We start from the raw sequence: 12,861 nt of genomic DNA on the forward strand, positions 1-12,861 counted from the left end.
AGCACGATGGTCTGGGTGAGCAGCACCGGCAACATATTGCGCAGCGCCTGCGGCAGGATGATCAGCCGCATCGACTGCGCGTAGGTCAGGCCCAGCGCATAGGCCGCGCCGAGTTGCCCTTTGGGAATGCTCTGGATGCCGGCGCGCACGATCTCCGCGAAATACGCCGCCTCGAACAGAATGAAGGTGAAATAGGCCGAACGCTCCGCCCCGATCTTGGGCGGATAGTCCGATCCGGTGATCGACTGCAACATCACCGGCACCAGGAAGTAAAACCAGAAAATCACCAGCAGCAACGGAATCGACCGCATCAGGTTGATATAGCCCGCCGCCAGCATGGAAAGCCACTTCAGGTGAGACAGCCGCGCGAGTGCCAACAGAATGCCGAGCAGGGTGCCGCCGATGGCTGCCACCACGGTGAGTTGGATGGTGTAGGTCAGCCCCTTGAGCAAAAAGGGCAGCACCGACACGATGGAGCCAAAGTCAAAGCCGCCCATCACTTGCTCCCGCCCATATAGCCCGGCACGGCAGTCGCGCGCTCCACCCACGCCATGATGCGGTTGATGGAAAACGCCACCGCGACATACAGCACCGTGGCCGCGCCGAAGGCCGCGAAGTAGCGGAAGGTCATCTCGCCCATCTCGCGGGTACGGAAGAACAGTTCAGTCAGGCCGATGGAATAGGCCACTGCGGAGTTCTTCACCAGGTTCATCGACTCGGAGGTAAGCGGCGGAATGATGATGCGGTACGCCATGGGCAGCAGCACGTAGCGGTAGGTCTGCGTCGGCGTCAGCCCTAGCGCCAGCCCGGCGAAAGTTTGCCCGCGCGGCAGCGACTGAATGCCCGACTTGACCTGCTCGGCAATACGCGCCGCGGTGAACAGCCCGAGGCAAACCACGGCGGTGAGAATCTGGAAGGTGCCCGGATCAACCGCGTTGGCAAAACGCTTGAGCGGCGGAATCACGCTGGGCAGCACGAAATACCAGAGGAAAAATTGCACCAGAAGGGGGATGTTGCGGAACAGCTCCACATAACCATTGCCCAGCATCACCCAGAAGCGATGTTTGGTAGTGCGCACCACGCCCAGCACCGAGCCCAACACCATGGCGATGATCCAGGCGCACACGACGAGTACCAGGGTGTATTCCAGTCCCGAGAGCAGCGACATGCCCCAGGTGGTATCGCCATCGGGGGTGTCTTCAAAAAAAATGCCTAAACCCAGCATGTCAAACTCCAGGCAGAACCCAATGCGTGCATGGAAAAAAGCCGGCAGAACCGCCGGCTTTTTTCATCGCCTGCAAAGAACAGGCTTATTCGACACCCTTGTCGTTCGGGTGGGCGAAAGCTTCCTTGATGCCCGGGGTTTCCGGGAAGTTCAGGTTGATGTTCTTGGGCGGAATCGGGCTGGTGAACCACTTGGCGTAGATCTTGTTGATCTCGCCCGACTTCATCACGCCGTCGATGGTCTTGTCGACCAGCGCCTTGAACTGCGGATCATCCTTGCGCAGCATCATGCTGTAAGGCTCTTGGCGCAGCGAACCGGGCAGAATTTTGTAGGCCGCCGGATCCTTGGAGTTGGCGATCTGACCCGCCAACAGAATGTCGTCCATGACGAAAGCGGATGCCCGACCATCGGCCATCAGCAGAAAGCTCTCGGCGTGGTCTTTGCCGTAGATTTCCTTGAATTCCATGTCCTTGGTTTTTTCATACTTTTTGAGCAGCGGCACCGCGGTCGTACCCGAGGTGGTGACGATGGTCTTGCCATTGAGCTGGGCGAAGTCGTTGATGCCCGAATCTTTCTTCACAGCAGCCGTCACGTTGATGACGAAATAGGTCGGCCCGAAGGAGACCTGCTTCTGACGCGCCACCGAATTGGTGGTGGAGCCGCACTCCAGGTCGATGGTGCCGTTTTCGAGCAGGGGAATGCGGTTGCTCGACGTGACCGGGGTGTAGTTCACTTTCAGGCTAGGCATTTTCAGGTCGGCCTTGACGGCATCGACCACCTTGCCGCACAGCTCCATCGCGTAGCCGATGGGCTTGCCGTTGTTGTCGAGGTAGGAGAAGGGAATCGACGATTCGCGGTAACCGACGGTGATGCTCCCGGTTTCCTTCACTTTTTTCAGCGTGCCGGTGAGCTCGGTCGCCTGGGCGCAAGACATTGCGGCCGCAGCCAGAATGGTCAAACCAAACAGTTTTTTGATCATGCGAATCTCCGTGAATGCAGGAATGAAGTGAACGAATCGGGCAAGTGTAACCGTGGGTCAGAAATGTGCAATAGGTGTATGCAAACTCCGTTCCAACATCAGGCCATCGCAGCAGACCCTCCAGGGTGAGCCGCCATATCCTGCTGCAGGCTCCACATGCGGGCGTAGAGGCCGTGCGCCTGCAGCAGTTGCGCGTGGGTGCCGCGTTCGACAACGCGCCCGCTTTCCACCACCAGGATCTGATGCGCATCGACCACGGTGGACAGGCGGTGAGCAATCACGATCGCGGTGCGGTCGCGCGAGGCCGCGCGTATTTCCGCCTGAATCGCCTTTTCATTGTGCGAGTCGAGCTGCGAGGTGGCTTCGTCGAAAATCAGGATGGGCGGATTTTTCAGCAGGGCACGGGCAATGGCCACGCGCTGCTTTTCTCCGCCGGACAGCTTGAGGCCGCGCTCGCCCACCTGCGTCTCGTAGCCTTGGGACGTGCTGGCGATGAAGTCGTGGATATGCGCGGCGCGCGCCACCGCCTCCACCTCGGCCGCGCTGGCGCCGGGTTTGCCGTAGGCGATGTTGTAGCCAATGGTGTCGTTGAACAGCACCGTGTCCTGCGGCACGATGCCGATGGCACGGCGCACGCTGGCTTGCGTGACTTGGGCGATGTCCTGGCCGTCGATCAGAATGCGCCCGGACTGCGGCGCGTAAAAGCGAAACAACAGACGCGCCAACGTGGACTTTCCCGCGCCCGAAGGGCCGACGATGGCCACCGTTTCTCCGGCGGACACGGTGAAGTCCAGCCCATCGAGAATGGCGCGGTCGGCCCCATAGCCAAAGCGCACATTCTCGAAGCGCACCTCGCCCCGCCCGACCTGCAAGGCCGACGCTTGCGGCGGGTCCTTGATTTCCTGATGCTCTTCCAGAATGGTGAACATGCGCTCCAGATCGGTGGTGGACTGCCGGATCTCGCGGTAGATCACGCCCAGAAAACTCAGCGGCGCGTAGAGCTGCAGCATGAAGGCGTTGACCAACACCAGATCGCCCAGATTCATGCTGCCGTTCACCACGCCGACGGTCGCCCGCCAGACCAGCAGAGTCACGGCGGCTGCGATGATCAGGCTCTGCCCAAGATTGAGCAGCGACAGCGAGTTCTGCGACTTGATGGCCGCGTGCATCCAGCTTCTGAGGTTGTCGTCGTAGCGAGTCGACTCCAGCGCCTCGTTGCCGAACATTTTCACCGTTTCATAATTCAGCAGCGCATCGATAGCACGCTGGTTGGCGCGCGAATCCTGCGTGTTCATTTCACGGCGCAGCTGCGTGCGCCATTCGGTCACGGTGACGGTGAACGCCACATACAGCACCAGCGCCACCAGCGCGATGCCCGCGAACCAGATGTCGTACTTGACCAGCAGAATGCCGATGACCAGCGCCATTTCCACCAAGGTGGGCAGAATGCTGTAGAGGGTGAACGACACCAGGCTGGATATGGCCCGCGTGCCCCGCTCCATATCGCGCGACATGCCGCCCGTCTGGCGCTCCAGGTGATAGCGCATGCTCAGACTGAACAGATGGTCGAACACCTGCAGCGCAATCTTGCGCACCGCGCCTTGTGTCACGCGCGAAAACACCACCTCGCGCAACTCGGTAAACAGCGACACGCTCAGACGAAGCAGGCCGTAGGCCACCAGCAGCGCCACCGGCACCACGAGCACCGCACGCGCATCGCCCGGCTTGAGATCGAGCGCATTGACGATGTCCTTGAGCACGATGGGCACGCCGACGTTGGCCACCTTGGCGGTGATCATCATCGCCAGCGCCAACAACACCCGGCCGCGGTATTCCCAGAGATAGGGCCAGAGCGCTGAAACCACCGCCCAGCGCGAACGCGCTGCCGTGGCATGGGAGGACGGTTCGGGCAAAGCAGAAGAAGATCGGGCGTGCATGGACTAACAGGATTTGGCCAACATGGGCCGATGAACTATCTGGGCGGCGCAGAGCAGCGTGGGGCACGAAGGTCGTGAGCAACCCCTAAACTTCGCAGCTTGATTATCCGCGCCGCAACGGCGCCCTGCTTGGAGCCCCACATGACCACCGCCCCCCAACTCCCCGACCGCGCGCCCACGCTGCGTACCCAGGCCCGACCTGCCGACGTGAACATGCACGGCGACATTTTCGGAGGCTGGATCATGGCCCAGGTCGACATCGCCGGGGGCATCACCGCTGCCTGGCGCGCCAAAGGCCGTGTCGCCACGGTGGCGGTGAAGGAGTTTCTGTTCAAGCAGCCGGTGCTGGTGGGCGACGTGCTGTCGTTTTTCACCGAAATCGACCATGTGGGCCACACTTCGGTCACCGTGCGGGTGGAGGTCTACGCCCAGCGCACGCCATCGAACGTCGAAGTCGTCAAGGTGACCGAGGCGCTGCTGACCTATGTCGCCATGGGCGCAGACCGCCGCCCCCGACCGGTCGATCAGCCGTAATCGCCCGAAGTCTCACCGCGATTCCAAAAACAACAAGGCCGCCTTCAGGTTCCCCCAGGCGGCCTTGTGGCTGGAAAAAGCCGATTTACTTGCTTTCGCCTTCAGCGGCAGCCGCACCTTCTTCGCCCACGCCACCCGGCGGCGGGCTGACGGTCACGACCGCAGGATTGTCCACCCCGTGCGTGAGCACCGACACGCCCTTGGGCAGTTTGAGGTCGTTGACGTGCACGCTCTGGTGCAGGGTCAAGCCGCTCAGATCGACTTCGATGAACTCGGGCAGTTCGGCCGGCAGGCAAGACACTTCCACTTCGTTCATCACATGGTTGACCAGACCGTGGCTGAGCTTGACCGCAGGCGAATTTTCCGCGCCGGTGAAGTGCAGCGGCACCTTCATGGAAATCTTGTGTCCGGCGTCCACGCGCTGGAAATCGATGTGCAGCACCAGCTGCTTGAAGGGGTGCATCTGGTAATCACGCAGCAGCACCTGGCTGGATTTGCCAGCAATTTCCATCTCCAGAACGGAGGAGTGGAACTGCTCTTTTTTCAACGCGTGAAACAGCGCGTTGTGATCGAGTTCGATCATCTGGGGCGCTTGCTCGCCACCGTAAATAATGCCGGGCGTCTTCCCGGCGCGACGCAGGCGGCGGCTCGCACCAGTGCCCTGCAAACTACGTTCGAATGCGACGACTTTCATGTCGACTCCTGAAAAATGGGGACTCGCCCCGTGGTGAACGGCGCCTGCGACCAGCGCCGTGACAACCCGCCGGAACACCCGGCAGGCAAAAAATCAGAACAACGTTTCCTGCTCGTTGAACAACTGCAGCACCGACCCGCCGTAGGCAATGCGCTGCAGCGTCTGCGCGATGAGCGAGGCGGCGGAAAGCTGGCGAACCTTGCCGCATTCGCGCGCTTCCTGGCGCAGCGGGATGGTGTTAGTCACGACCAGTTCGTCGATGGCGCTGCTTTGCAGACGCTGGATCGCCGGGCCCGACAGCACGGGGTGCGTGCAATACGCCATGACGCGCTTGGCGCCGCGCGTCTTGAGCACCTCGGCCGCCTTGGTCAGCGTACCGGCGGTATCCACCATGTCGTCCATGATGATGCAGTTGCGTCCGTCGATCTCGCCGATGACGTTCATCACTTCCGAGACATTCGGCTTGGGACGGCGTTTGTCGATGATGGCCAGATCGCAGTCCATCAATTTGGCCAGCGCGCGGGCGCGCACCACCCCGCCGATGTCGGGCGAGACCACGATGAGGTCGCTGTAATTCTTTTCGCGCAGGTCGGAGAGCAGAATCGGCGAAGCGTAAATGTTGTCGACCGGAATGTCGAAAAATCCCTGCACCTGATCGGCATGCAAGTCCATAGTGACCACGCGCGCCACGCCTGCGGCCTGCAGCATATTGGCCACGACCTTGGCGGTAATGGGCACGCGCGCGGAGCGCGGACGCCGGTCTTGCCGCGCATAGCCGAAATAGGGAATGACCGCCGTGATGCGCTCGGCCGAAGCACGCTTGAGCGCATCGACCATGATGAGCAGTTCCATCAGGTTGTCATTGGTCGGTGCGCAGGTGGACTGAACGATGAACACCTCGCGGGCGCGCACGTTTTGCTGAATCTCGACGGTCACTTCACCGTCGGAGAACCGCCCGATATAGGCCTGACCGAGGCCAATGCCGAGTTGTTCCGCAACTTCCTGGGCAAGCGCCGGATTGGCATTGCCGGTGAACAGGATGAAGTCCGCCGGATTCGGTGTCATGGTGGAGTGTTGCGCTTATTCAGTGCGCCTGAAGTGCCGGCATTTTTCATCTCTCCGGCAGGGCCCGCGGTCTGCAGCGCCGCAAGCAAACGCTATCAAAAAAAAACGGCTTTCAAAAATCGTGGCTGGGGAGGAAGGACTCGAACCCTCGAATGCCGGAATCAAAATCCGGTGCCTTAACCAACTTGGCGACTCCCCAACTTCATTCACCACCATCGACGATGGCGAATGATAAAAACTGTTTGTCACAAACCGCTGCACTACGGCAGCGCAAGCCCGACATTATGCGTCAATCCAATCGCGCAACGGATGCTCGCGCAAACCCTTGCACAACCGGCCCTGCCAACCCTCAGGCAGCAAGTCCGGCAATAAACCCGGCAAATCATCCAACACTTCGTCTAGCGGTCCGTGCCAGCTCGGCAAGCCAGAACGGTTTGAGGCACAAATCAAAGCAAAAACTGCGCTTCCAGAACCCGTCATTCGCGCGTCGAAACGCAACTCAAAACGCAACGTCGGCGAGTGTGCTGCCAACGGCTCCATCAACGCAGTACGCAAAATTTGCAGGGCCTGAGCCACAGTAGGCTCCAGCGCCTCAGCGCCGGGCTGCAAATCGTTTCTGCCCCAGACGGGACAAAGACCGCTTTGCTTACCTTGTTCTCTTGCTAGCTTGCTTTCTTGTTGACCGTCCGGTGCGAAAAATTCGCCCAGCCATTCAGCAAAGCCTGCTATTGTTTCTTCGGGTTTTTGGGTTGTCAAGTCAAGGGTGGAAAACACTGCACGCGTGGACAGGCCGCGTGCCGGATGCACCACAGCAAAACTCGGCGTGGGCAGATCGATTTCCTGCAACTCCTCGCCAACTCCCTCGGCCCAGGCATTGCGGCCGTAGATGAAAATCGGCACGTCGGCGCCGAGTTGCAAGGCGAGTTGCATCAGGGTTGCGCGCGGCAGATCGAGGCGCCAGAGACGGTTGAGTCCAATCAGCACAGTGGCGGCGTCGGAACTTCCGCCACCGAGCCCGGCCTGTTGCGGAATGCGCTTACGCAGATGGATGTCGACCCCGCTGCCGCACTGCGTCGCCTGTTGAAGCAGGCGGGCGGCGCGCACGCAGAGGTCGTCTTGCGGCAGTCCGTCAGCGCCGAAGCGACGGATGAGGCCATCGTCACGCCGGATCAGATCGAGCGTGTCGCACCAATCGATGAACTGGAAGACCGTCTGCAGGGTGTGATAGCCGTCGGGGCGCTTGCCTGTGACGTGCAAAAACCAGTTGATCTTCGCCGGGGCGGGCAGATTGAACAGGGCGCGCATGAATGAGCCGCCGCCGCGCCTCAGGGAGCGGTTTGCGACGCCGCCGTTGCGGATTCGATCGCCATGCGCAGTTCCGCCGGGTCGCCCGCCAGGCGTCGCGCCTTGAGAAGCGCGAGCTGGCCGTCACGCCAGGTGGGCTGCACGTTCCAGCCCAGTTGTTCGAAACCGCCGCCTGTCAGGGATTGCGAGGGCAGGCTGGCAGCCGGTCGCCCCCGCACCCAGTCCTGCAACGCGGCCTGCGGCAAGGCCACACCCAGGGCGGCGCGGGTCATGTCGTCGAACGAAGCGTAGTGCTGCGTCTGTCGGCCGTTGTCCAGGCTGGCTTGTCCGGGGCTCCATTGCGCCTTGGCCAGCATTTGACCCAGCGGGGAAAAGACTTCGAACTCGCCGGAAACAGCCCCGCTCAACACCAGCCGGAAACCGCCATAAAGCGCCTTTTGCGCATCGGGCGCGCCGCTGACGAGGGACAGCCGCCCCGCCAGCGCGAGCGTATTGGCGGGCTCGGGCGACTGCGACAGATGAGGCGTGGCGCAGCCGCCGAGCGCCATCGCTATTACTCCGACGACAGCCCCGGCGATAACCCCTGCAAAGAGGCGGCGCCGCATCAGAATGTCACACCGTATTTGCGCAGCACCGCCTGCACCAGGGTGTCGTGCGGCGCACGCTCAATGGCCTCGCGCCAAATGGCGCGTGCCCGGTCGCGCTGGCCGAGCTGCCACAGCACCTCGCCCAGATGCGCGCCGATTTCCGGATCGGGCCGCGCGTCATACGCTTGCTGCAGCAGATCGAGCGCCTGATCGTTGTGGCCCATCTTGTGTTCGACCCAACCCATGCTGTCGAGCACGAAGGGATTGCCGGGCGAGAGTTCCAACGCGCGGGCGACGAGCTTGCGCGCTTCGGGCAACTGCTCGCCACGGTCAGCGAGGGTGTAGCCCAGCGCGTTGTAGGCCGGTTGCGACTCGGGGTCGAGCGCAATGGCCTTTCGCAGCATCTGCAGCATGTCTTTGATGTGCCCGCTTTTGTCGGCCATCATCGAGGCTTCGTACAGCAGATCGACGTCGCCCGGCGTCTGCTTGAGGCCGGATTGCAGCAGCCTGTAAGACGCATCGAAGCGCCCGGCCTCGCGCAACACCTGCGCCCGCGCCAGCAGCCGGTCTTTGCGCTGTGCGTCGTTCGTCTCGGGCAAGGTTTCCGCCAGCTTGAGGGCGTCGTTCACCTTGCCCTGTTGCACCAGAATGGCCGCGCGGTTGCTGAGCACGGCAAGGTGGTTGCTGGCATCTGGCTCGACCTGATCGAGCCAGCGGTTGGCCTGATCCAGATCGCCCAGTTTGCGCGAAGCCTCTGCCAGCGCGATGTAAGCCGGAGTCAGCACGGGCGGCTCGGCCTGGGCGCGCGCCAGCCGCAGATAGGTTTGCAACGAGACTACCGCGCGCGCGGGCTGGCCGAATTCAGTCTGCAGGCTGCCTAATATCAGCCAGGCCGGTGCGAGATCAGGCGCATCGGCCACCAGTTTGTCGAGCGCGTTCAGCGCAATGCCGTCGCGCTGCTGGGCCAGCGCGGCCTGTGCCCAGGCCAGACGCAGGCCGCTGTCTTTCGGCTGGGCTGCGGAAAATTTCTGCATCGCGCCGTCAGCCGCCTGCGGATTGACGGTGTAGAGCTGCAGCAGCAGCGCCGCCGCCGGGGCCAGACCCGGGTTAAGCGTCAGGGCGTGGAGCGCATCGGCGAAGCCCCCCTTCTGGTCTCCGGCGCGCGCGCGCAGCAAACCCAGCACCACATCGGTCTGCGCGAATTGCCGCTGCCCGGCCAGCGCGGTGCGCATCATCGACAGCGTGGCGGTGGCATCGCTCGCCTGAGCGGCCAGGGGCAGCAGATCGGCAATGGCCTGCCCGCGCTGCGGTTCGGGGGTATTGGTCAGATCCTGGGCGATGGCCGAGCCAGCCTCGCTGGTTTTCCCCATGAGCAAAAACAGTTGCACGACCCAGGCCCCGGCCTCTCGTGAACCGGGCATGGCTTTGCGCCAGGCCTGAGCGGCGATGAGCGCCTTGTCGGGCGCGCCAGCGCGCAGGGCGATTTCCGCGGCGCGTCGGTAGAGCGGCTCGGAATCCAGTTCCTTCGCCGCCTTGAGCAACTCGGTGTAGGCCACGCCGGGATGCCCAGTATTCGCCGCAATCTCTCCAGCCAGAATGGCAAAGACTTGCCGCGCGGTTTCCTGCGCGCTAACCCGAACGGCCGACTGCTGTGCATAGGCGGCGATAGGCACGGCGGTGATGGCCGGAAACAACAGGGCCGACACAAGAACGGCAGCGCGCATGGGAGTCCTGAAAGTCTGAATAGAACGCCATATCTGCACCAGCAGACAGGGCCGAGAATCGTGCGGATTGTAGAAGTCTGCCATTTCCCCCTGCGGCACAATGCCGACATGCCCGAACTGCCCGAAGTCGAAGTCACCCGCCAGGGTCTGGAGCCCGCCTTGCTCGGCGCCCGCCTGACCGGTCTGCGCCTGGGCAAACCGCTGCGCTGGCCGCTGAACATCGACCCGGAGGCGCTTGTCGGTTTGCGCATCGTGGCGCTCGAGCGGCGCGGCAAATATCTGTTGCTGCGACTGTCGCAGACCGCCGCCGCGCGGAACACCGCAGGCGTGCTGATCGTGCATCTGGGCATGTCGGGTTCTTTGCGCTGGACGCCGGCCGCGCAAGTGCCCGCCCTGCTGTCGCCGCACGAGCATGTGGAATGGCTGACCGACCGCGGGGTGCTGCGCCTGCGCGATCCGCGCCGCTTCGGCGCGGTGCTCTGGCACGCGGGTGACGAGGTGCAGCGCCATCCCCTGCTGCGCGTGCTCGGGCCCGAGCCGCTGGGCGCCGACTTCGACGGCGCCACGCTCTGCCGCGCGCTGGCCGGACGCAAGGTGGCTATCAAGCCGCTGCTGCTGTCGCAGCACATCGTCGCCGGCATTGGCAATATCTACGCCTGCGAGGCACTGTTCCGCGCACAGATCGACCCGCGCACGCCGGCTTCGCATCTGCGCGCCGTCCATTGCGATCGTCTGGCCGCGGCGGTGCGCGAAACCTTGCAACAAGCGGTGGCGCTGGGGGGCAGCAGCCTGCGCGACTTTGCCCACAGCGACGGCGAACTGGGGTACTTTCAAATGCAGGCGCTGGTTTACGGCCGAGCCGGGCAGCCTTGTCGCGTCTGCGCCACGCCCATCCGGCAGATCGTACAGGGGCAGCGCAGCACCTATTTCTGCCCCAAGTGCCAAAAAATTCTCAAAGCCCAGCCCAAGGCGGGGATACGCTGATCGAAATTCAGAGTGCGCTGTGTTTTACTTTTACTCAGTTAATCCACGCGCCCCAAGCGATGAATCCGCACGTCGAAACCCCCATCCTCACCGCCGGTCTGTTTGACTACGCCGAATGGCGCGCTGACGCTCTGCAGCGCGTCAAAGCGCTGCTGACCTGGCTCGAAGAAAGCGGGCTCGATCTCGAACAGGCGCGGCCGCTGCTGCAGCGGCAGGTCCACCGGCTCGACAACGACCGCATGACCCTGGCCTTCGTTGCCGAGTTCTCGCGCGGCAAGTCCGAACTGATCAACGCCATCTTTTTCAGCGGGCACGGCCAGCGCATCCTGCCTGCCGGGGCCGGGCGCACCACCATGTGCCCGATGGAACTGTTCTCCGACCCCGCGCAGCCCCGCGGCCTGCGGCTGCTGCCCATCGAAACCCGCTTGCAATCGCAAACCCTGGCGCAATGGAAATCGAGCCCGCAGGTCTGGACGCATTTCGAGCTGCCCTCCCAGGATGCACAGGGGCTGGCGCAGGCGCTCACCCATTTGTCCGATACTCAGCGCGTACCGCTGGAGCGCGCCCAAGACTTGGGCTTCTTCCACGATGCCGAAGATCTGGCGCAGCTCAATGCCGATAGCCAGGGCGAAGTCGAAATTCCGCTGTGGCGTCACGCGCTGGTCAACTTTGCCCATCCGCTACTTGATCAGGGCCTGAGCATTCTCGATACCCCGGGGCTCAACGCCGTGGGCGCCGAGCCCGAGCTGACTCTCTCGCTCATCCCCTCGGCCAACGCCGTGGTCTTCGTGCTCGGGGCCGACACTGGGGTCACGCGCAGCGATCTGGGGATCTGGAACCGCCACATCGCGACCACCAGCGGCGCGCAAACCCTGGTGGCGCTCAACAAGGTCGATGCGCTGTGGGACCCGCTGCTCACCGCGCCGCAAATCGCCGCCAGCATCGACCATCAATTGCAGACCACCGCGCAAACGCTGCATCTGCCGCCCGAACGGGTGTTTCCCGTCTCGGCGCACAAAGCCCTGCTGGCGCGCATTCAGGGTGACGGCCCGCTGCTCGCCCGCTCGGGCCTGGGCGCGCTGGAAAACGCGCTCAATCGCGCGGCCAATATCGACCGCCGCAGCCTGCTCGACGGCGCAGTGCGCGATGCGGTCGGGCAGGTGCAATCCGAACTTTCGCAGCAACTGCGCAAGCAACTGCACGATGCCCAGGGACAGCTCGACGAACTGCTGGGACTGCGCGGCAAGAACGCCAATATGGTGGTGCTCATGCTGCAGCGCCTGGCCGCAGAGCGCAACGAGTTCGACGCCGGCATGGCGCAGGTGCTGGCGCTGCGTGCCGTCAACAACCGCATGCTCGAGCAATTGCGCGAACGCTTCGCCGCCAAGTCGGTGCTGCACGATCTGGAGCAGCTTGAGTCACGCATGGGCGGCGCCCTGCTGAAAGTCGGCGTGAAGGGCGAACTCGCCCGCATCGGCGCCGATCTGCGCAAACGGCTGGTGGACGCAGAAACGCAGATCGAAGAAATCCGCCAGATGCTCGCCGCCGCCTTCACCCGCGCCAACAGCGAATTCGGCTTCACCGTCACCGCGCCGCGGGTGCTGCGTCTCAGCGGGTTGATGCAGGAGTTCGACCGGGTGGTCAATGCCTACACCGAGCATCTCTCCGGCGTGAACTGGCTCAAGCTGCAGAACAACGCCTACACCCTGCGCACCTTGCGCACCCTGTCATCGCGGGTGCGCGATCTGTTCGAGCGCGCCCTGCGCGATATCGAAAACTGGGACCGCTCAGCCATCGCCCAGCTCGACAGTCAGGTGCGCGAGCGCA

At 63.0% G+C, this 12,861-nt stretch carries 12 protein-coding genes and 1 tRNA gene; 3 read left to right on the forward strand and 10 right to left on the reverse strand.

The features are described from left to right. From AC2VLV_RS14810 to AC2VLV_RS14825, 4 genes are all read right to left on the reverse strand, one after another. Positions 1–497, reverse strand: a 497-nt coding sequence (locus tag AC2VLV_RS14810) for an amino acid ABC transporter permease (protein ID WP_486990713.1), incomplete at its 3' end; no start/stop codon positions are given. Next, the gene (locus tag AC2VLV_RS14815; RefSeq protein WP_486990714.1) at positions 497–1,225 is read right to left on the reverse strand and encodes an amino acid ABC transporter permease; all 729 of its coding nucleotides are present in this window, start codon (positions 1,223–1,225) and stop codon (positions 497–499) included. The genes AC2VLV_RS14810 and AC2VLV_RS14815, both read right to left, overlap by 1 nt. A gap of 85 nt (positions 1,226–1,310) precedes the next feature. Further along, the gene (locus tag AC2VLV_RS14820) at positions 1,311–2,204 is read right to left on the reverse strand and encodes a transporter substrate-binding domain-containing protein (protein WP_486990715.1); all 894 of its coding nucleotides are present in this window, start codon (positions 2,202–2,204) and stop codon (positions 1,311–1,313) included. A gap of 98 nt (positions 2,205–2,302) precedes the next feature. After that, positions 2,303–4,141 carry an ABCB family ABC transporter ATP-binding protein/permease gene (locus AC2VLV_RS14825; protein WP_486990716.1) on the reverse strand — a complete coding sequence of 613 codons (1,839 nt, stop codon included), beginning with the start codon at positions 4,139–4,141 and terminating at the stop codon, positions 2,303–2,305. A gap of 141 nt (positions 4,142–4,282) precedes the next feature. On the opposite strand from AC2VLV_RS14825, the gene AC2VLV_RS14830 reads away from it, so the two are divergent. Beyond that, the gene (locus tag AC2VLV_RS14830; RefSeq protein ID WP_486990717.1) at positions 4,283–4,675 is read left to right on the forward strand and encodes an acyl-CoA thioesterase; all 393 of its coding nucleotides are present in this window, start codon (positions 4,283–4,285) and stop codon (positions 4,673–4,675) included. 85 nt (positions 4,676–4,760) lie between these two features. Here the strand turns inward: AC2VLV_RS14830 and AC2VLV_RS14835 are convergent, their stop codons facing one another. The 6 genes from AC2VLV_RS14835 to AC2VLV_RS14860 form a co-directional block, all read right to left on the reverse strand. Beyond that, positions 4,761–5,369 carry a 50S ribosomal protein L25/general stress protein Ctc gene (locus AC2VLV_RS14835; protein WP_486990718.1) on the reverse strand — a complete coding sequence of 203 codons (609 nt, stop codon included), beginning with the start codon at positions 5,367–5,369 and terminating at the stop codon, positions 4,761–4,763. 93 nt (positions 5,370–5,462) lie between these two features. Further along, positions 5,463–6,434, reverse strand: coding sequence for a ribose-phosphate pyrophosphokinase (locus AC2VLV_RS14840; protein ID WP_486990719.1), 972 nt, complete (start codon positions 6,432–6,434; stop codon positions 5,463–5,465). 122 nt (positions 6,435–6,556) lie between these two features. After that, positions 6,557–6,633: transfer RNA gene (locus AC2VLV_RS14845), tRNA-Gln, on the reverse strand. Positions 6,634–6,716: 83 nt separating this feature from the next. Next, positions 6,717–7,739, reverse strand: a complete 1,023-nt coding sequence (ispE, locus tag AC2VLV_RS14850) for a 4-(cytidine 5'-diphospho)-2-C-methyl-D-erythritol kinase (protein ID WP_486990720.1) — start codon at positions 7,737–7,739, stop codon at positions 6,717–6,719. A 20-nt stretch (positions 7,740–7,759) separates the two neighbouring features. Further along, positions 7,760–8,344 carry a lipoprotein insertase outer membrane protein LolB gene (locus AC2VLV_RS14855; RefSeq protein ID WP_486990721.1) on the reverse strand — a complete coding sequence of 195 codons (585 nt, stop codon included), beginning with the start codon at positions 8,342–8,344 and terminating at the stop codon, positions 7,760–7,762. Further along, complete coding sequence (locus AC2VLV_RS14860; protein ID WP_486990722.1) at positions 8,344–10,050, reverse strand: tetratricopeptide repeat protein; 1,707 nt, start codon at positions 10,048–10,050, stop codon at positions 8,344–8,346. The genes AC2VLV_RS14855 and AC2VLV_RS14860 overlap by 1 nt, the downstream gene beginning before the upstream one ends. 108 nt (positions 10,051–10,158) lie before the next feature. Here AC2VLV_RS14860 and mutM point away from each other — a divergent pair, with 108 nt between their 5' ends. Both mutM and AC2VLV_RS14870 read left to right on the forward strand, forming a co-directional pair. Next, positions 10,159–11,034 carry a bifunctional DNA-formamidopyrimidine glycosylase/DNA-(apurinic or apyrimidinic site) lyase gene (gene mutM, locus AC2VLV_RS14865; protein WP_486990723.1) on the forward strand — a complete coding sequence of 292 codons (876 nt, stop codon included), beginning with the start codon at positions 10,159–10,161 and terminating at the stop codon, positions 11,032–11,034. A gap of 59 nt (positions 11,035–11,093) precedes the next feature. Further along, positions 11,094–12,861 (forward strand): dynamin family protein (locus tag AC2VLV_RS14870; RefSeq protein ID WP_486990724.1); only part of this gene is annotated, 1,768 nt, incomplete at its 3' end.

It is taken from the genome of Thiomonas sp. TH-17, from assembly GCF_057473305.1.